Genomic DNA, 20155 nt, shown 5'->3' with positions numbered 1-20155 from the left:
CGGCGCTACCTGCAAGTCCAGTTCACGGCAGCGCCGGGCCATGCCCGGCGCGCCAACCTCAACGCACCACGTTCAACACTTCGTAGCACGCACCCATGGTGTGGTAATCCACCTTGCCGGCCGGGCTCTTCTCGTCGCTGTACTTGCGATTGTCGGCATCGAGGATGCGGAACCAGGCGCCGTACCGGTGATCGACGAAGTGTTCCCACGAATACGCCCAGATACGCTCGTACCACTGCCAATAGCGGTCATCGCCGGTACGCTTGGCCATCAGTGCGGCGGTCGCAAGCGTCTCCGCCTGCACCCAGAAATACTTGTCGTCGTCGCAGACGAAACTGTCGCCACCGATCGGGGCGCCATCCATGCCCGGCTGCCGGCGCGACTCCGGCGCGAAACCGTAGTACAGGCCACCCCGCGTCTCGTCCCAGCTGCGCGCCACGGCCACGTCGAACAGGTGCTGCGCGGTCGGCACCAGCCAGTCGACCTGCACATGGCGGTCCAGGATCAACAACAGCTTGGCCCATTCGGTCTGGTGGCCCGGCTGGAAGCCCCACGGGCGGAACAGGTGCTTGGGGTCGTCCAGGTTGTAGTCCCAGTCGATCTCCCAGTTGGAATCGTAGTGCTCCCACACCAGGCCACCGGCCTTGGCGGCCTGGCGACGGGTCATGTTGTCGGCCAGCTGCAGCGCGCGCTCCACATAGCGCTGTTCGCCGCTGGCCTCGAAGGCGGCCAGCATCGCCTCGCACATGTGCATGTTGGCGTTCTGGCCACGGTAGCCGGTGAAGTTCCACTGCCCATCGGCTTCGTCCTTGTAGAGGCCGTGCTGGGGCTCCCAGAAGCGCGCTTCCAGCAGCTGCCAGGTCTCGTCCATCCATGCGCGGGCCTGTTCGAGACCGGCCTTCAGTGCGCAGCTGTAGGCCAACAGCACGAACGCCACGCCGTAGCAGTGGTTCATGTCGTCCTCGACCTTGCCGTCGCGCAGGGTCCAGGCGTAACCGCCGGTGGCCGGGTTGCGGTGCACCTCGCGCAGGTAGCGCACGCCGTGCTCGACCGCCTCACGGTACTCGGCGTTGCCGAATTCGCGGTAGGCCATCGCGTAGTTGAAGACGAAACGCGTGCTGCTCACCAGATGGCGATGGTTGGCGTCGTAGATGCTGCCGTCGTCACGGAAGTAGTGGAAGAAGCCACCGTTCGGATCGATGCACCGCGGGTGGTAGAACGCCATCGTATCGGCGATGTGCGCGCGCAGGAACGCGGGTGAACGGAAGTCGGGGGAGGTGCTCATGCGGTAATGTCCTGGGCCTGCAGCAGCTGCTGCACTTCATCGAGCGAGGGCATCGCGGCGAACGCGCCCTTGCGGGTAACAGCCAGCGCACCGACCGCAGCACCGAAGCGCAGCGTGGCGGTGATCGCCTCCGGGTCCTTGCAGAAGGCGGCAAAACCGGCACCGGCGCCGCCGCGCTCCAGCAGCCCAACCAGCACGCCACCGACGAAAGCATCGCCAGCCGCCGTGGTGTCGACGGTAGCCACGCGGAAGCTTGTGATCGTGCCGTGGTTGTCGCGCGTGTACCAGTGCAGCGTGGCCGCACCGTCGGTGACGATCACCCAGCGCGCGCGCGCAGCGAGCAGGCGCCGCAGTACCGCTGCCTCGCCATCGGCACCCAGCGGCGCGGCCAGGTAGTCCAGCTCCTCGCGCGACAGCTTGACCAGGTCGGCGCGTTCCAGCGCCTGCCACAGGCGCGGTGTCGGGTCCTCGTTCGCCGGCCACAGCGCCGGACGCAGATTGAGGTCGAGGCTGACCACCGCGCCAGCCGCGCGCGCGCGATCCATGCCGGCGAAGGTCGCCTCGGCGATGGCCGCTTCGGTCAGGCTGTTGGAACAGACATGGAAGCACTGTGCGCTGTCGAAGCACGCCGCCTGGAAGTCGCTGTCACGGAACAGCAGGTCGGCTGCCGGCGGGCGATAGAAGCTGAAGCTGCGCTCGCCGCTGGCATCCAGTGCGACGAAGGCCAGTGCGGTCTTGGCCGCATCGGTACGCACGATGTAATCCGTGCCCACGCCGTGCTCGACCAGGCTGTCGGCCAGGAAGTCGCCGAACATGTCGCGGCCCAGCGTGCCGACGAACTGCGTCTTCGCACCCAACCGTGCGGCCGCAACGGCAACGTTGGCCGGTGCACCACCGGCGTACTGCAGGAAGGCGCGCGGCGTGTCGGCCGAGGCCGGCGGCTGCGCTAGTAGATCGATCAAAATTTCGCCGAAGCAAACGATGCCACCCATTCCGGACTCAGCCTCCCTGCGTTTCGGAGGCCGGCGTACGCGCGCCGACCAGTCCGTAGAAAATGATGTAGCCGTAGCACAGCAGCGGCAGGATGAAGCTGGCCTGCACACCGATGTGGTCGGCCAGGACGCCCTGCAGGTACGGCACCACGGCACCGCCGACGATGGCCATGATCAGCAGGCTGGAGCCCTTGTTGGTCAGTGGCCCCAGGCGCTCGATGCTCAGCGCGAAGATGGTCGGGAACATGATCGAGTTGAACAGGCCGATCGCCACCACCGAGTACAGCGCGATGTTGCCGGAGCTCAGCATGGTCGTGACCAGCAGCGCCACGTTGACCAGCGCGAAGATCGCCAGCAGGCGGCTGGGCGAGAAGCGCGCCAGCAGCGCTGAACCCGCGAAGCGGCCGATCATCGCCATCGTCCAGTAGGCCGACACGTAGTGCGTGGCTTCCTGTTCGCTGAAGCCACCGATGTTGGGCATCGACAGGTAGTTGACCAGGAAGCTGCCGATCGACACCTCAGCGCCGACGTAGAAGAAGATGCCCAGCACGCCCAGCAGCAGGTGGCGCTTGCGCAGCGCATCCAGGTAGCTGTGGTGGTGGCCCTGGTCGGCCTGCTCGGTGGCGTCGCTCAGCGCCGGCAGGCGGAACAGGAACACGAACAGCGCCAGCAGCACCAGCGCCACGGCCAGGCCCACGTACGGTCCCTGCACGGCCTGCGCCTCGGCGGCACGGTAGGCCAGCTGCTCGGCCGCCGGCAGCGCCGCGATGTCGTCAGCGCTCTTGACAGTGTTGGACAGGATCAGCATGCCGCCGAAGATCGGCGCGATGGCCGTGCCCAGCGAGTTCAGCGCCTGCGCCAGGGTCAGGCGGCTGGAACTGGTCTGTTCCGGGCCCAGCAGCGCGACGTACGGGTTGGCGGCGACCTGCAGCACGGTAATGCCCGTGGCCAGTACGAACAACGCACCGAGGAAGGCGCCGTACACGCGCAGTTCGGCCGCCGGCCAGAAGCCCAGCGCGCCAATGCCGGCGATCACCAGTCCAGCCACGATGCCCTTCTTGTAGCCCAGCGCCGCCACCAGGCGGCCCGCCGGCAGCGACATCAGGAAGTAAGTACCGAAGAAGGTGAACTGCACCAGCATCGCCTTGGCGTAGTTCAGTTCGAACACCGCCTTCAGGTGCGGGATCAGGATGTCATTGAGGCAGGTCAGGAAGCCCCACATGAAGAAGATCGTGGTCACGACAGCCAACGCCTTGCCGTTGGTGACGGCGGGTGCGTTGCCCGAAGAACCCGATGGACGGGGCGTTGCGGAGATCGGCATGCGGTACGCGCCTCGATGCGCGGAAGGTCGTTGTTGCGTGGAAGGGGTATGCGGAAGGAATCAGTTCGGTCGTGCGGCACTGCTTTCGCGGATGCGCAACTGCACCGGCGCGACCGTGCGCCGAGGCGGCGCGTCGGGTTCGTCCAGCCGCTGCAGCAGCAGCGCCGCAGCCTGGCGGCCACGCTCGCGCGGGTCGGCGGTGAGCGTGGTCAACGGCGGTACGGCCACCGCCGCCTCGGAAATATCATCGAAGCCGGTGACGGCGAAATCGCCGCCCGGACGGATGCCGCGCGAGTTCAAGCCCAGCATCAGGCCCAGCGCGACGGTGTCGTTGTAGCAGACCGCCGCACTCGGCCGATGACCGTCGGCGAAGAGTTCATCGGTGCGCGCTGCCGCTTCCAGGCGGTTCGGGGCCGACTCGATCATCCAGCCCGGCGGCAGCGAAAGACCGGCCTCGGCCAGCGCCTGCTGGAAACCCGCGCGGCGCTGGTGGCAGGAACTGGATGCGGCGTGGCCCCCGAAGAACGCGATCTGGCGGTGGCCGCGCTCAATCAGGTGGCGCGTGGCCAGATAGGCGCCGTGCTGGTTGTCCAGGGTCAGGAAGTCCCAGTCGGCCCCGGCCAGTTCGCGGTTGAACAGCAGCACGTTGGCATTGGCACCCAGTGCCTGCCGCAGCTGTGCGGTATCGCTGCCCTCGGCCGGCGACAGGATCAGGCCGGCCGGGGTGTGCTCCATCAGCGTGGACAGCACCGCCTGCTGCCGCTCCGGCGATTCACCCGTGCTGCCGAGCAGGGTCACGTAGCCACGCCCGCCCAACGCCTCGTCCACACCCGATGCGAACTCGGCGAAGAACGGGTTGGAGAGATCGTTGATCACCAGCGCGATGCTCGACGAGGTACGACGGCGCAGGTTGGCCGCCGCGCGGTTGTAGACGTAACGCTGGCGGCGCAGTTCGGCCTCGACCTTGGCGCGGGTATCGACGTTGACCAGCGGGCTGCCACGCAGCACCAGCGACACGGTTGCCCGTGACACGCCGATCGCGCGCGCGATGTCGGTCACCGTCACCGCCTTGCCGGCGCGCTTGCTGGGACTGTTGCCGTTGTCGTTCATCGTCTTCCCGGACTCCGCTGGAGGCTCAAGCCTAATGGATCAGGGCCGTGTCGTGCCGTGCCGTTCGCTGGGTCAGCGCGAACGGCACAGTCCGGCTCAGCGCAGCTGGCTGCCCGGTGCCGCGCACCAGGACACCGGCAGGTCCTTCACCGCGGTGCCCCAGCCCTGCTCCGGCGCCTTCGCGTCGAGCGCGAACTGCAGGCGCGGGCCCTGCTGCAGGCGGTCCCAGTCCAACCACACCGGTGCATGCGCCTGGCCGTCGACCCGCACACCCTGCACGTATTGCAGGCGGCGGCCATCGGCTCCCTGCGCGTCGATGCGCAGGGTTCGGCCATTGCCCATATCCACTTCGACCTTGCTGAAGCGCGGCGCGTGCAGCAGGAACTGGCCGCTGCCCGGCACCGCCGGGTACACGCCGATGGCGCTGAACAGGTACCAGGCCGACATCGTGCCGAGGTCATCGTTGCCGGTCACGCCATTAGGGGCATTGGTGAACAACTGCTGCGCGGCACGCACCACGGCGGCGGTCTTCCACGGCTGGCCGATCAGCGTGTACAGCCACGGCGAGTGCAGGTCCGGCTCGTTGTTCGGGTTGTAGCGGAACTGGTTGTAGTAGCTGTACGGCCCCACCACCCACGCCTTGCGGGCGGCATTGAGCGGATCGGCCTGCAGCGCGTCCATCGCGAAGAACGCATCCAGGCGGCGACCGGCCTGTTCGCGGCCGTCCATCGCTTCGACCAGGCCGGGCACGTCCTGCTGCGCCAGCCACTGGTACTGCCACGCCGTGCCCTCATGGAAACCGTGGTGCGAACGCGGGCTGTAGTGGCCATCGGCCGGCGTGTACCACTGGCCATCCTCGGTGCGCGGGCGCGGGAAGCCGGTGAAACCCGTCTCGGCATCCCGCACCTGCGGGTCCCACACCTTGCGCCAGTTGCGGCCACGCTCACGCAGCGTCGCCGCATCCTGCGCATGGCCCAGGCCATCGGCCATCTGCGAGAGCGCGCAGTCGGCCAACGCATACTCCAGCGTGGCCGAACCACCATGGTGTGGATCGACATCCATGCCCTTGGACGGGAACGCGCGGTCGTAGGCCACATAGCCCTTGTCCAGGTAGGTCGGGTTGCCGGAGCGTCCGGCCATGCGCGAGTTCAGTGGCGGCGTGCCGAAGGCATTGCGGCGCAGTGCATCCCAGGCCTGTGATTCACGGCCCTTGAGCGCGCCGAAGCGCCACAGGTCGACCATGAACGGCGTGACCGGATCGCCGGTCATGATGTTGGTCTCGAAGTTGGCATAACCCCAGCGCGGCAGCCAACCGACCTGTTCGTCGATCGCCAGCAGGGTACGGCCGATGTCGCGCGCCACGTCCGGGCGGGTCAGCGCCAGCCACTGGTTCTGCGCGCGGTAGGTATCCCACAGCGAGAAGTACTCGTAATAGGTCCAGCCATCGGCGCGGTGGATACCGTCGTCATAACCGCGGTAGCGGCCGTCGGCGTCGTTGCCGGTCATCGGCTGCAGCAGTGCGTGATAGACCGCGCTGTAGAACACCGCGCGGTCGTCGGCAGTGCCGCCCTGAACACGCACCCGGCCCAGCTGCTCGCGCCAGGACTGCTGGGACAGCGCACGCATGCGGTCGAAGCCGAGCAGCACCCCATTCTGCATGCCTTCTGCGCGCAGGTTGGTGCGCGCGCCTTCGGCATCCACGTGCGAGATCGCGCTGACCGCCGTCACCGACTGGCCCTTGGCCAGGTCGAAGCTGAGCCAGGCGCCGTTCGGCTTCTGCTCGCCTTCCATGCTGTGGCGCGCGCCCGGCAGGCCACCGCCCTCACCCCAGGTGCCATGCGCCTTGAACGGACGGTCAAACTCGATGCGGAACCAGGTGGTGTACTGGTGGCCGCCACAGAAGCTCTTGGTGACCAGTTTGCCTTCCACCACACGATCGCCGACCACATCGACCACGCTGCCGATCACCGAATGGCGCTCGTTGGCCTGGCCGACATTGACGAGCACGTGGCCATCGCCGCTGCGCTGGCTGAAGGTGTAGCGCTCGGCGGCGGCACGGGTGCGCGCGGTGGCTTCCGCATCGATGCCGCCGTAGCTGGTCAGGCGCACCTTGTAGTAGCCGGCCTGGCCGACCTCGCCATCGTGGGTGTAGGTCGATGCGTAGGCCTTGTGGTCGAACTGCTTGGCATTGCCGGTATCGAAATCGCCGCCCGGACCGATCGAACCGGTCACCGGCAGCACCGACACCTGCCCGCCCTGTTCCCAGCAACCCGCGCCGGACAGGAAGGAGTGGCCGAACCCGCGGATCTTCTCGTCGTCATAGCGCCAGCCCGAGTAGTGGCTGCCGATCGGACTGACCTGGATCAGGCCGAACGGTGCCGACGCACCCGGGAACGTGTTGCCGTCGTCCTTGCTGCCGATGAAGGTATTGACCTCGCGTTCCAGCGCGGCCGGTGCGGCCTGCAGCAGCACCGGCACTGACGACAGCGCGAGCAGGCAGGCCAGGCGCACCAGCGGGCGCGAGGACAATGGGACGGCGGGAGCGGACGGCACTGGACGCATGTCGGGTTCCTGTAGTCGATGACGCGGAGGCAGACGGCCGGGGCCGTCCGGCACCGTTCCGCTGAGCCCTGCCCTGACCTGCAGAGAGCTCCCCCTGGAATGACGCCCGACCCACCAGACCGTGAATTTAGATCGATTCAAGTAGAGCATGCAGGTTCAGCCGAATGCATTCTGCGGCGCAGCATGAGATGGGGTGTTCGGCAGGGCTGCGCCCTGCACCTGCTACGAGCTGGAGCAACAGCAACAGCAACAGCAACAGCAACAGCAACAGCAACAGCAACAGCAGAAGCCAGTTTCCTGCGGGGAGTCGGGGTGGGTCCGGTTGCGGGGGACGCTGCAAGTACGTCCATGTAAGCTCGGTCGCCGCATCCATGCGGCTCACGCCCCCGCAACCGGACCCACCCCGCCTTCGACAGATTTCCGCGATCTGTGGATCCACGCCATGCGTGGATGAATCTGTGTCGGATAACGAAATCAATCGGGGTCAGATCCGTTTTCCAACGGAAAACGGATCTGACCCCATGCCGTTCCACATTCCGTCGCCAGGACAATCCAACCGTCACCGGGAAACTGTCGAAGGTGGGGCGGTGTCGGATTGCGGGGTGTCCGCGGCATGGATGCCGCGGCCAAGCCCCCATGGACGGGTTTACGGCGTCCCCGCAATCCGACACCGCCCCGCCAAGCCACAGACAACCCAGAGCCGCTTTGGCTTTGGCTTTGGCTGTTGCCGGCCAGCGGCCGGCACTACCGAAGGTGCAGGGCGCAGCCCTGCCAACTCCCCCTCCCCTGCGCACGAAAACGATTTCACTGATTTCAGCAAACCGTCATCCCTTCGCCACGCCAGTACCATATTGCGCAGCAGCATGCGCCTGCGGGCGACCCGTGCTAAAAAACGCCCGCCCATCGCTTAGATCGATCCAAGACGACGCTGCGATGGCCGGGAGTTGGGGGAGCAGCAACAGGACGTACCAGGCCACGCGCGCGGCGCCACTGGCAGTTGCTTGGCGACAGCGACAAAGTCACTTCAAATTAGATCGATTCAAGTTGTCCGTGCCACGTCACCGGATCAATCCATGAGAGAGGGAGAGATGGGAATGAAGCATTCAACACGTACGCATGGCCAGGACGCATTGTCGTTGGCCATCGCGCTGGCCTTGGCCGCCGCCGTCATTCCGGGTGGCGCCGCCGCGCAACAGGCCGCTTCCACCGGCTCGCAGGACGCCACCACTCTGGACAGCGTCCAGGTCACCGGCTACCGCTACGCCATTGAAAAGAGCCTCGAGCAGAAGCGCGACGCCAACGCGGTGGTCGAGGTGATCACCGCCGAGGACGTCGGCAAGTTCCCCGACAAGAACGTCGCCGACGCACTGCAGCGCGTGCCCGGCGTGGTCATCACCCGCAGCGGTGGCGAAGGCAAGAGTGTCAGTGTGCGCGGCCTCGCGCCGGACCTGACCCTGACCCAGTTGAACGGCAACTTCGTCGCCTCGTCGGAGACCAACAACGAAGCGACGCGCTCCTTCAACTACACCCTGCTGCCATCGAACATGTTGTCCAGCGCGGAGCTGTTCAAGTCGCCGGAAGCACGCATCGACGAAGGCGGCATCGGCGGCACGGTCATCCTGCATACCCGCCGCCCGCTGGACATGGAATCCAACTCCGGCTACGTGAACCTGGAGGGCACCACCTCCGATACCAGCCACGATGTCGATCCGCAGGCGTCCGCGCTGTACTCGTGGCACAGCAAGGATGAGCGCTTCGGCGTCCTCGTCGGCGTGACCCAGCAGAAGCGCACCACCCGCACCATGGAAGCCAGCACCGAGGACTACCAGTGGTACGGCAATGGCACCACGGCCCGCGATGCCAACGGCAACCTGCTGGAGCAGGATGGCATCCACTACTGGTGGGGCCAGTCCGGCTTCAACAACCAGGCTGGCAAGAACTACAGCGAATTCTTCATGCCGACCTCGGTGAACTTCGCGGTGAAGGAAGAAAAGCGCGAGCGCAAGGGCGGCCAGCTGACCTTCCAGTTCAAGCCGGTCGACAACGTCACGATGACCGCGAACTACTTCCGCTTCGAGCTGCAGGGTGACTACACCCAGAACATGCTGAAGGTGCCGGAGTGGAACCTGGCCCGCTACAACCAGGACGGCAACTGGGCCGGCGGCCGCCTGCTCAACGGCCTGGATTTCGACCCGAGTGGCAGCATCGTCACGGGTGCGCAGTACCAGAAGCTGGCCGGAAAGACCTATTACTGCAGTGAGGAAGAAGCAGCGGCAGCCGGCCTGGAACCCGGTGGCTGGGGCCCGGACGACTGCACCATCCCCACTCCGCAGCTCACCGGTGGATACAGCAAGGAAAAGGCACTGTCGCAGACCGCCGACCTGACCATCGACTGGGATATCAGCCCGCTGTGGAAGGCCTCGTTCACCGGCGGCCGCACCTGGTCCGAAGGTGGTCCGTCGATGAATTTCCGCATGTCGGCCAAGCCGCGCCGCAAGGTTGGCAACCAGTGGCAGTCCGGCAACCAGTACACCGCCTGGGACCTGACCGGCACGCCGTCGGTGCAGTTCTCGCCGGACCTGCAGCAGCAGTTGATGGCGGGCGTGGCCGAAGTCGATACCGGCTCGACCGATTCGTCGTGGATGCAGACCGAGGTCAAGCAGAACTACTTCCAGGCCGACGTCACCAAGCTGTTCGAGGCCGGCTGGCTGGATTCGATCCAGTTCGGCGCCAAGTACCGCGATGGCAAGGTCCACCGCAACACCGGCAACACCTATTGGGTGTGCCCGGGCCTGGATCCGTCCGACTATGACAACAACCGCTACCAGGCCGGTTGCGATCCGACCGCAGGCGATGCGCAGCCGGGCTTCTTCCTGTCCAACCCGATCAGCAACATCACCGGCGCGTTCAACGCCAACGTGTTCCCGGGCATCAACTACCCGGCCTACATCGACTACCTGAACAAGACCTACGGTGGCTCGCACAACCGCACCGAAGAAGACTTCGTCTACGACGTCAACGAGAAGATTTATTCCGGCTACTTCCAGGCCAACTTCCGCACTGAGCGGGTACGCGGCAACATCGGCGTGCGCGTGGTGCGGACCAAGCAGTTCGCCCAGTCCAGCGATTCGGTCGAGCGCTTCAACGACTATTTCGTCGACAACGCCAGCGGCGCGCCGATGAGCTGCGATGATCCGGCCGCCGACCCGAACCTGCGCTGCCAGGGTGGCTTCGTCCGCCTGCCCGACCCGCAGGTGCGCGACAAGGTGTATGCCCTGTCGTCGCTGGAAAAGACCTATACCGACGTGCTGCCCAGCTTCAACATTGCCTGGGACATCACCGACAACCTGGTGCTGCGTGGCGCGGCGTCGAAGGTGGTCGCGCGCCCGAGCTACACCAGCATCGCCTATCCCGGTGGCCTGCGCTACATCAGCGAAGAGTACGCCAACGACCGCCGCGTCACCGGCGGCACCGACACGCCCGGCTGGTACGGCTCGGGCAGCAACAAGGCGCTGGAACCGTTCAAGGCGGTCCAGTTCGACCTGGGCCTGGAGTGGTACTTCAAGCCGGGCGCGGTCGCAGGTGTTTCGCTGTTCCGCAAGAACGTGGACAACTTCACCGTGCCGGTGGTGCGCGACCAGCAGATGAACGTCGGCGGGCAGTCGGTCACCGTGCAGAAGTACGAGACCCAGGCCAATGGCCGCGATGGCGTGTCGCAGGGCGTGGAACTGTATGGCCAGTACACGTTCGACTTCGGACTGGGCGTGCAGGCCAACTACACCTACAACGACACCAACCTGGCCTCGATCGTGCTGGATGGCGAGGAAATCGGCTCCTCGCCGCTGGTCGGCAGTGCCAAGAACCAGGCCAACGTTACGGTGTTCTACGAGAACGAAAAGTTCCTGGCGCGCGCCTCGTACAACCGTCGAGGTGAAGTGGTCGGCGGCCTGAACAATGGCATGACCACCTACACCAAGCCTTACAGCCAGCTTGACCTGAACGTGGCCTACAACCTCACCCCGGACTGGACGGTGACCGCGGCCGTACTGAACGCCACCAAGTCCGAGCTGCGCAGCTACATCGGCAACGACAGCCAGGCCCGCCTGCTGTCCAATCTGTACGCCGGGCGCCAGCTGTATTTCGGCGTGAACTGGAAGTTCTGAGGCAGCGCCGGGCCTGGCCCGGCGCAGTCTTGCCCGCCCCGACGGGAATGGTCCTCCACGGCAGCCGCGCTGGTACAGGCGGCTGCCGTTTTCATTTGCCTGCACCGCCGTTCAGCCACCTGCTTGACCCTGCCATCGTTGGAAGGTGCACACTGGTTTCACCTCACGAGCACCGAAGGAGCTACAGATGGAATTCCATGTTGACCGCATGACCTGCGGCGGCTGCGCGCGCAGCGTGACCCGCGCGATCCAGCAGATCGATCCGAGCGCCAGTGTGGTGGCCGATCCGCCGACCGGCCTGGTCAAGGTGCAGACCACCGCATCACAGGAGCAGGTGTTCGCCGCGCTGAAGGATGCGGGGTTCCCGCCGCGCACTGCCTGATCCCCTGCTTTCTGCCACAGCGGAGCCCGCCCCCTGCACTGTCACTGGGCGGGCTTTTCAGCGCATGCGAACATGAAAACTCAGTGCTTGCGTGCGCGGCGGCGCACCGCGCCGGTCTTGGCCGCTTCCACCGGCAGCGGAGCCTCATCGTCTTCACCCAGCCGCTGCAGGATCGGGCATTCCGGGCGCTCATCGCCGGCACAGCAGCGGATCAGCGATTTCAGCGTGTCGGCCATCTGCCGCATGTGCTCGATGCGCTGTTCCAGGTCGGCGATGTGCTGCTCGGCCAGCTGCTTGACGTCGGCACTGTGGCGCGACGTGTCGTTCCACAGGCCCAGCAGGTCGCCGATTTCGGCCACCTGGAAGCCGAGATCGCGCGCGCGGCGGATGAAGCGCAGGCGATGGATGTCGGCCTGCGAATACGCCCGATAGCCCGACTCCGTTCTATCCGCCGCAGGAATCAGGCCGATCTGTTCGTAGTAGCGGATCATTTTCGCCGACACGCTGGAGGCCTTGGCGGCGTCACCGATATTCATGCGATTCTCCTTCAGTGGGTCGCAACGGCGGCATCCGCCATCGGCGGCTGGAAGCGGCGCAGGCGCAGTGCGTTGCCCAGCACGAACACACTGGACAGCGCCATCGCACCGGCCGCGAACACCGGCGACAGCAGCACGCCCCAGGCCGGGTACAGCACGCCGGCGGCCACCGGAATCAACGCGGTGTTGTAGGCGAAGGCCCAGAACAGGTTCTGCCGGATGTTGCCCAACGTCGCCTTCGATAGCGCAATGGCGTTCGGTACGCCCTGCAGGTTGCCCGACATCAGCACCACGTCGGCCGACTCCACCGCGATATCGGTGCCGGTACCAATGGCAAGGCCGACATCGGCTTCAGCCAACGCAGGGGCATCGTTGATGCCGTCACCAACGAAGGCGACGTGGCCGTGCGTGGCCTTCAGCCGGCGCACTGCCTCGACCTTGCCTTCCGGCAGCACCTCGGCCACCACTTCATCGATGCCGAGCTGGCGCGCGATCGCCTGCGCGGTCCCGGCGTTGTCGCCGGTGATCATCGCCACCTTCAGGCCCAACCGATGCAGTGCCGCGATCGCTGCCGGGGTGCTCGGCTTGATCGGATCGGATACCGCGATGATCGCGGCCAGGCGACCGTCGATGGCGGCATACAGCGGCGACTTGCCCTGCGTGCCGAGTTCCGCCGCCAATGCTGCGAATGCAGTGATGTCCACGCCCAGGTCGCGCATGAAGCGATCGGCACCGACCTCCACGCGTGCACCCTCGACACTGGCCCGCACGCCCATGCCGGTGACCGATTCGAAGTCGACCATGCCCGGCAACGTGATGCCCTGCCCGGTCGCGGCATCAACAATCGCGCGGGCGATGGGATGCTCCGAGCGCGACTCCACCGCGGCCACTGCCGCCAGAACCCTGTTGCGATCGAAGCCGGCAGCAATCTCCAGGTCGGTCAGGCGCGGGCGGCCTTCGGTCAGCGTGCCGGTCTTGTCCACCGCCACCACCTGCGCGTCCTTCAGCAGCTGCAGTGCTTCGCCCTTGCGGAACAGCACGCCCATTTCGGCGCCACGACCGGTTCCGACCATGATCGAGGTCGGCGTGGCCAGGCCCATCGCGCACGGGCAGGCAATGATCAGCACCGCCACCGCATTGACCAGTGCAAAGCTCAGTGCCGGCGATGGACCGAAGATCAACCAGACCGCGAAGGTCGCCAGCGCGGCCAGCATCACCGCCGGCACAAACCACAACGTGACCTTGTCGACCACCGCCTGGATCGGCAGCTTCGAGCCCTGCGCCTGTTCGACCATGCGGATGATCTGCGCCAGCAGGGTCTGCGCGCCCACGGCCGTGGCCCGCACCGTCAGTGCGCCCTTCTGGTTGACCGTGCCACCCACCACGCTGCTGCCCGGCAGCTTCTCGACCGGAATCGGCTCGCCGCTGATCATCGATTCATCGATGTAGCTGCGGCCTTCAACCACCTCGCCATCCACCGGCACGCGCTCGCCGGGGCGCACTTCCACCAGGTCGCCGCTCTGCACTTCATTGATCGGGATGTCGACCGCGCGGCCGTCACGGATCACATGGGCCACCTTGGCCTGCAGGTTGACCAGGCGCTTGATCGCTTCAGAGGTGCGGCCCTTGGCCCGGGCCTCCAGGAAGCGGCCGAGCAGGATCAGCGCGACGATCACCGCCGCCGCTTCGTAGTAGACGTTCACCGTGCCCGGCGGCAGCAGCCGCGGTGCAAAGGTCGCTACCACCGAATAGCCGAACGCCGCGGCGGTGCCCACCGCCACCAGCGAATTCATGTCCGGCGCCAACCGCAGCAGCGCCGGGAACCCCTTCTGGTAGAAACGGCGGCCCGGAATGGCCAGCACCAGCGCGGTCAGCACGAACTGCAGGTACCAGCTGGCCTGCATGCCGAGGGTGGACATCACCCATGCGTGCATGCCGGGAATCAGGTGCGAGCCCATTTCCAGTACGAACACCGGCAGTGCCAGCGCGGCCGCCACGATCAGGTCGCGCTTCAGTTCGGCGCGCTCGGCATCCTTCTTTTCCGCAGCCTGGTCATCGGACTGCACACCCGCCTCGATCACACGTGCGTCATAGCCGGCCTTGTCGATCGCGGCGACCAGCGCAGCCACGTCCGCCATGCCACGCACCGTGGCGCGCTCGGTGGCCAGGTTGACGCTGGCCTGGCTGACGCCGGGCACGGCCAACAGCGCGCGTTCGACACGGCCCACGCAGGAAGCGCAGGTCATGCCTTCGACCGCCAGTTCGGTGGTCGCTGCGGGCACGTCATAGCCCACCCGCTCCACTGCCTGGACAAGCGCCGCGCGATCCACCGGGCCCGACGGACGAATGTCCGCCCGCTCGGTGGCCAGGTTCACCGAGACACTGCCCACGCCCTCGACCTTGGACAGTGCTGCCTCGACCCGGCCTACGCAGCTGGCGCAGGTCATGCCCTCGATGGGCAGGCTGATGGTGGAGGGGCTGGCGGGGGCGGCAGCGGCGCGCGGCGTGCTCATGATCGGATTCCCGGGTTTCCTTCTGGATGCGGACAGGCTAAACCTTGCCATCGTGGGAAGGTCAAATCCAGCCTGTCCGCATGCCTGAAGGGGGCGCCGCCCCCGGTGTTCCGTTTCCGCATCCATGCATGGCGTGGATCTACCGGCGGAGGCCGGTCTCCTCAGAAGGTGAACACATACTCCAATGCGAACTCGCGGCCGACCGCGCTCAGCAACCGGGTCGGGGCGAAGTCATAGTCCAGCTTGTACGGGTCCTTGTGGTTCCAGCTGGCCGAATTGAACACGTTGTTGACGTAGACATTGACCTTGGCGTGCTCGGTCACCTGGTAACCCACGTTGACGTTCCAGGTGATGAACGGCCCGACCCGGCCGAAGTAGCGCGAGGTCTGCTGGCCCGCGTTGGGGTTCGGGTTCACCGAGCCATCCGGCAGCTGTGCCGGTTCCAGGCAGTTCAGCGACGGACTGTCACTGGGCACGTAGCCGTCGGCGAACGGCAGGCAACCGCCGGGATTGTCCAGGCGATCGGTGCCCCAGTGATAGCGCACGCCCGGCACCGAACCCACGCGGTCGGCATAGACGTTGGCGTTCCAGTTGCCGCGCTGCCAGGCCAGGCTCGCGCGCAGCTTGCTGCGCAGGTCTCGGTCGCGCCGTTCCGGGTTCGGGTCGTTGGCGTAGCGCTGTTCCTTGGTCGAGATCTGGTTGGTGTAGTTCAGGCCCAGCTGGAAGCTGCCCCACTGCGCGGTTTCCAGGCGATAGCGTGCAGTCAGGTCGATACCGCGCACTTCCCGGCTGGCCAGGTTGAACGGGCCGCGCTCGATCGACACCAGCCGGCCGCTGCTGTCACGGTTCACGCGGGCCAGGATGCCGGCGCAATAATCGCCACCGGCCGGATTGGCCCACGGCGTGCCATCGATGTTCTTGCCGGTCAGGCAGCCGGCCTCGCTGGCCAGCACCTCGTCGGCGCCGACATCGACGATCATGTCTTCCAGCTTGATCGCCCAGTAGTCGGCGCTGACCGACAGGTTCGGCATCACGTCCCAGACGAAGCCGACCGTCCACGAATCGCCGGTTTCCGAACGCAGCAGCGGCGTGCCACGCCGGTTCACGTCGAAGGTGTACCAGACATCGGTGTTGCCCACGCCACAGTTGTTGACCAGGTAGGCACCGCTCTGGATGCAGCGCAGGCGGTCATAGGTCTGCACTTCGGAACTGCTCGGCTGGCCCAGCAGATAGTGCATGTCCGGCGCGTGGAAACTGGTGGCGTACGAGCCACGCACCAGCAGCGATTCGACCGGGCGCCATTCCAGGCCGACGTTCCAGGTGGTCTCCTTCTGGCTGCCGATATCCAGCGTTTCACTGCTGTCATCGGCCTTGTAGTTGCCATAGCGGTCGTAGCGGGCGGCCGCGGTGGCCGTCACGCTCTCCAGCAGCGGGATCTTGAACTCGACGCCGGCCGAGTAACGGGTGCGCTCGCCGCCACCGCGATCGACGTTCTGCAGATCGAAGTCGATGCCGGCGCGCGGGTCCGGGCTGAGGTGATAGCCCTGCTGCGCGACTTCGGCCACGGCGGCGAACGAGATCGGGCCGGCCCAGCCCTGGAACAGTTCGCCGGTGATATCCGCCGAGGCCTGGTTGACCCACGATGACGCGCGGTTCCTGGCCACCGCACCCATCTGCCAGTACTGGTCCGGCGTGAGCGGATTCCACCAGCGCGATTCGTTCAGCGCGTAGATCGCCTCGCCGTTGGCGGTGGTGCCCAGGCGCGGGCCGAGGAAGTAGTCGTACGACTTCTGCTTGTCGACCACGTTCTGCCGTTCTTCCACGCGATAGTAGGAACGGCCCACCGTGGCGCTCCAGTCGAAGCGGTCGGCAAGGCGTCCACGCAGGCCCGCGCTCCAGTCCCATGACAGCTCGCGGTTGGTGTTGCGCAGGGTGTCCAAGCCGCCGACTTCGTTCGGGGTGAACTGGCGCACGCCCAGGATCGGGCGGTTGCGGTTGGCATCCCAGTAGTAGCCGTTGTCATCGTCGATCAGCGAGACGCTGGGTGGATTGGTGCCCCAGATCGCTTCGGAGCGGTACGCCGCCAGGTTGGTCCAGGCCTGCAGGTCGCTGCTGAAATCGAAGGTGGCATACAGGTTGCCGGACACGTTCTCGGCACCACCGGTCAGCAGCCAGTTGGCGTAGTCGGCGCTCATGCCGCACAGGCTGCCGGTGTTGGTGATGCGGTTGGCGGCGTAGTTGTAGACCAGTCGATCGGCCGTGTAGTACTCACCGTCGAACTTCTCGCAGGTACCGGTGGGCGGCGCCAGGCGCTGGCCCGTCGTCGGATCGATCAACGCCAGGCCCGAGGTGGGGCGGAAACCGACCTTGCGCTGCTCCATGTTCCAGGACGCATACGGCGCATCATCGGCATCGTCCATCTGCGGGCGGTCGCGGCCGAACAGGGGATCGCGCTTGGTGTACTGCAGCGCGTAGGTCACGCTCCAGTTGTCACCGGTCCTGCCGCCGGCCCATGACAGGTCCCAGGTGTCGCGCCCGCCTTCGGTGGAGGTACCGCCACGCACGCGCACTTCGTCGCCGTCGTAGTTGGTCTTGAGGATGACGTTGACCACGCCGGCGATCGCGTCCGAACCATAGATGGCCGAGGCGCCGCCGGTCAGTACTTCGATGCGTTCCACCGCTGCGGCCGGAATGTTGCCGTAGTTGGAGAAATTGGTTTCACCGCCATACGGCAGCGGGTAATCGGCCACGCGACGGCCGTTGACCAACAGCAGCGAGCGATTCGGGCCCATCCCGCGCAGGTTCAGCCCGCTGGCATTTGGCGTGTGCGAACCCCACTGCGAGGCGGCTTCGACGGTACCGGTCGCTTCGGTGAGCGTCTTCAGCGCGTCGTACACGCTGACGAAGCCCTCTTTCTGGATCTGCTGCGCGGTGATCACGTTGACCGGGGCCGGACCTTCGACCGCGGCGCGCTTGATGCGCGAACCGGTAACGGTGACCGCGTCCAAGTCCTTGGTGGACGAACTGGCCGCTTCCTGTGCACCAGCGGCCAGGGGAAACAGGACCAGGACCAGTGCCTGGGACAGCAGGTGACGACGCTTGCGAACGGACTGAGCCATGGGTGATTGCTCTTGGAAAGGGTGGACGCACGGACGGGTGGTGGCGTAGCACGACGGCTGATCCGGGTACCGGGATCGGTTCACGACCGTCCCAGCCCCTCCCCTGTGGATCGATCCAAACTAAAGCACAGCTGAACAGCGCCGGGCATGCGGCGATGCAGCAACCGCTGGCGGAATGCCGCTATCGGCTGCCGGTATCCAGAACAATCAAAGGGTTGCGCAACATCGCTGAGAGAACGGCGCACACGACAATGACACGAACGCGACAATCGCGCGCGGAACGGTTTTGTCCGCGTTGTCGCGTGCGGCGGCAGCGGGGCGTTGTAGAGCCGAGCCCGTGCCCGGTTGCTGTCGTTTGTCGCAAAGCGCAGCCGAGCGTTGGCTCGGCTCTACAGGAGAAGCGGGTTACCTTGCGCCGTCCAGCGCCTGCCGCAGTGCGGCCACGGTGGCGGTGGCGGTCTGGCTCCAGTCCGGGTCCAGGCCGCGCAGCGCCGGGTTCTGGAACTGCATGGCCGAGCGCCGCAGGCCCTTGGCCGAGGCGTGCAGTTCGGTGCAGCCGCTCCGTCGCGCAACGGCCGCGATGTTGGCCGGTCCCAGCCCGGCGCCGGCCATCACCGTGATACGTCCCGCCGCCTGGGTGACCAGACCCGCCAGCACATCCGCGCCGGCCTCGGCGCTGACCTGGCCGCCCGAGGTCAGCACGCGCTGGCAACCCAGCTCAACCACCTGCTCAAGTGCCGCCGGCAGATCGCGGGCAGCATCGAAGGCGCGATGGAAGGTCACCTGCAGCGGCCCGGCGGCCTGCACCAGTTCACGGCACAGCGCCAGATCGATCCCGCCCTGCACATCCAGCGCACCGATCACCACGCCATCGCAGCCGAGCGCGCGGCACTGCGCGATGTCACGCAGCATCAGTTCGGTTTCCAATGCGTCGTAGTGGAAATCACCCGGGCGCGGGCGCACCAGCACGAACAGCGGAATCGACAGGCGTTCCCGGGCAATCGCGATGGTGGCAAACGACGGCGTGGTGCCACCCTCGGCCAGGTTCTCGAACAGTTCGATGCGGTCGGCACCGCCGGCCTGCGCGGCCAGCGCCGAGGCCAGCGAGTTGCTGGCGATCTCCAGGGTCAGCCGCGTGCTCACGCCTGAGTGCTCGTGTAGATCGACGGCGAGTCGTGCAGGTCGTCCTGGCGCTGTCCATCGCACACGGCGTAGACGAAGCCGCGGTGCAACGCGTAGGCACCCACCTCGCCCTGCTTGTTCATGGCCAGGAAGCACACCTGCAATGTTCTGCTCGCTTCGGGGCGCTTGCGCACCACGCGGTCGATGGCTTCGCGGCAGGCCTGCGCGGGCGAGCGCCCTTGGCGCATCAGCTCAACCACCAGGAACGAGGCGGCGTTGCGGATCATCTCCTCACCCACGCCCGAAGCAGTGGCCGCGCCCACTTCGTTGTCGACATACAGGCCGGCACCGATGATCGGGCTGTCGCCGACCCGGCCGTGCAGCTTCCAGGCCATGCCGCTGGTGGTGCAGGCGCCGGCCAGCTTACCGCGGGCATCCAGCGCCAGCATGCCGATGGTGTCGTGGTTGTCGCTGTTGCCAGGAATACTACGACGCTCGGCATTGATCTGCGGCTGGTACTTCTCGGTCTTCAGCCACTCGCGCCAGGCCGCTTCGGCCTGCGGCGTCAGCAGGTGCCTGCGTTCAAAACCCTGCTGCACCGCGAACTGCTGCGCGCCCTCGCCCACCAGCAGCACGTGCGGGCTGTTTTCCATCACTTTGCGGGCCACCGACACCGGATGCAGGATGTCCACCAGCGCGGCCACTGCGCCACAACGGCCATCACCATCCATGATGCTCGCATCCAGGCTCAGCACCCCGTCGCGATCCGGGTTACCGCAATGGCCGACGGTGGGGTTGCACAGCTCGCTCTCGGCCCAGCGTGCACCGGCTTCAACTGCATCCAGTGCGCTGCCACCCTGCGCCAGCACCTTCCACGCGGCCTGGTTGGCCGGCACGCCGAAGTCCCAGGTCGAAACCACCCTGGCCCCACCCTGCGTGCGCGCCTGCACGCCCGGCAAGGCCACCATGCCTGCGGCCAGTGCGCCGGCCTGCAGGAACTGCCTGCGATCCACCATCTTCCCCTCCCAGTCTGCAATGCACGGCCGGCCC

General features: G+C 66.4%; 12 protein-coding genes. 2 read left to right on the top strand and 10 right to left on the bottom strand.

Annotated elements, in window-relative coordinates; translation table 11 throughout:
- Positions 1 to 58: 58 nt before the first annotated feature.
- From ACEPA4_RS09115 to ACEPA4_RS09095, 5 genes are all read right to left on the bottom strand, one after another.
- Positions 59 to 1285: an AGE family epimerase/isomerase gene (locus ACEPA4_RS09115; protein ID WP_005416348.1), complete on the bottom strand. Its 1227-nt coding sequence runs from the start codon at positions 1283 to 1285 to the stop codon at positions 59 to 61.
- Complete coding sequence (locus ACEPA4_RS09110) at positions 1282 to 2277, bottom strand: carbohydrate kinase (RefSeq protein WP_164093669.1); 996 nt, start codon at positions 2275 to 2277, stop codon at positions 1282 to 1284. Before ACEPA4_RS09110 ends, ACEPA4_RS09115 begins: the two co-directional genes overlap by 4 nt.
- A gap of 7 nt (positions 2278 to 2284) precedes the next feature.
- Positions 2285 to 3598 carry an L-fucose:H+ symporter permease gene (gene fucP / locus ACEPA4_RS09105; RefSeq protein WP_164093668.1) on the bottom strand — a complete coding sequence of 438 codons (1314 nt, stop codon included), beginning with the start codon at positions 3596 to 3598 and terminating at the stop codon, positions 2285 to 2287.
- Between the two features lie 60 nt (positions 3599 to 3658).
- The gene (locus ACEPA4_RS09100) at positions 3659 to 4708 is read right to left on the bottom strand and encodes a LacI family DNA-binding transcriptional regulator (protein ID WP_005416345.1); all 1050 of its coding nucleotides are present in this window, start codon (positions 4706 to 4708) and stop codon (positions 3659 to 3661) included.
- Between the two features lie 96 nt (positions 4709 to 4804).
- Positions 4805 to 7270 carry a GH92 family glycosyl hydrolase gene (locus ACEPA4_RS09095; RefSeq protein ID WP_235649550.1) on the bottom strand — a complete coding sequence of 822 codons (2466 nt, stop codon included), beginning with the start codon at positions 7268 to 7270 and terminating at the stop codon, positions 4805 to 4807.
- Between the two features lie 1088 nt (positions 7271 to 8358).
- Here ACEPA4_RS09095 and ACEPA4_RS09090 point away from each other — a divergent pair.
- Together ACEPA4_RS09090 and ACEPA4_RS09085 are read left to right on the top strand one after the other, a co-directional pair.
- Entirely contained in the window at positions 8359 to 11433 is a 3075-nt protein-coding gene (locus tag ACEPA4_RS09090) for a TonB-dependent receptor (RefSeq protein WP_065177591.1), read from the top strand.
- A 187-nt stretch (positions 11434 to 11620) separates the two neighbouring features.
- Positions 11621 to 11815 carry a heavy-metal-associated domain-containing protein gene (locus ACEPA4_RS09085; protein ID WP_065177590.1) on the top strand — a complete coding sequence of 65 codons (195 nt, stop codon included), beginning with the start codon at positions 11621 to 11623 and terminating at the stop codon, positions 11813 to 11815.
- An 80-nt stretch (positions 11816 to 11895) separates the two neighbouring features.
- On the opposite strand, the gene cueR is transcribed toward ACEPA4_RS09085, so the two are convergent.
- The 5 genes from cueR to ACEPA4_RS09060 all read right to left on the bottom strand — a co-directional run bounded on the left by cueR (position 11896) and on the right by ACEPA4_RS09060 (position 20121).
- On the bottom strand, positions 11896 to 12351 hold the full coding sequence (cueR, locus tag ACEPA4_RS09080) for a Cu(I)-responsive transcriptional regulator (protein WP_065177589.1): 456 nt from the start codon (positions 12349 to 12351) through the stop codon (positions 11896 to 11898).
- 11 nt (positions 12352 to 12362) lie between these two features.
- Positions 12363 to 14864, bottom strand: a complete 2502-nt coding sequence (locus tag ACEPA4_RS09075; RefSeq protein ID WP_329845212.1) for a heavy metal translocating P-type ATPase — start codon at positions 14862 to 14864, stop codon at positions 12363 to 12365.
- Between the two features lie 161 nt (positions 14865 to 15025).
- On the bottom strand, positions 15026 to 17983 hold the full coding sequence (locus ACEPA4_RS09070; protein ID WP_262089645.1) for a TonB-dependent siderophore receptor: 2958 nt from the start codon (positions 17981 to 17983) through the stop codon (positions 15026 to 15028).
- 405 nt (positions 17984 to 18388) lie between these two features.
- On the bottom strand, positions 18389 to 19126 hold the full coding sequence (locus ACEPA4_RS09065; RefSeq protein WP_065197006.1) for a copper homeostasis protein CutC: 738 nt from the start codon (positions 19124 to 19126) through the stop codon (positions 18389 to 18391).
- Entirely contained in the window at positions 19123 to 20121 is a 999-nt protein-coding gene (locus ACEPA4_RS09060) for a N(4)-(beta-N-acetylglucosaminyl)-L-asparaginase (RefSeq protein ID WP_262089647.1), read from the bottom strand. The genes ACEPA4_RS09065 and ACEPA4_RS09060 overlap by 4 nt, the downstream gene beginning before the upstream one ends.
- Between the last annotated feature and the right edge of the window lie 34 nt (positions 20122 to 20155).

Origin of the sequence: Stenotrophomonas sp. P2112 (assembly GCF_041897515.1) — a bacterium.
Lineage (GTDB): Bacteria > Pseudomonadota > Gammaproteobacteria > Xanthomonadales > Xanthomonadaceae > Stenotrophomonas > Stenotrophomonas sepilia.
Note: the sequence above shows the minus strand (reverse complement) of the source record. Positions and strands in the feature narration are given on the sequence as shown.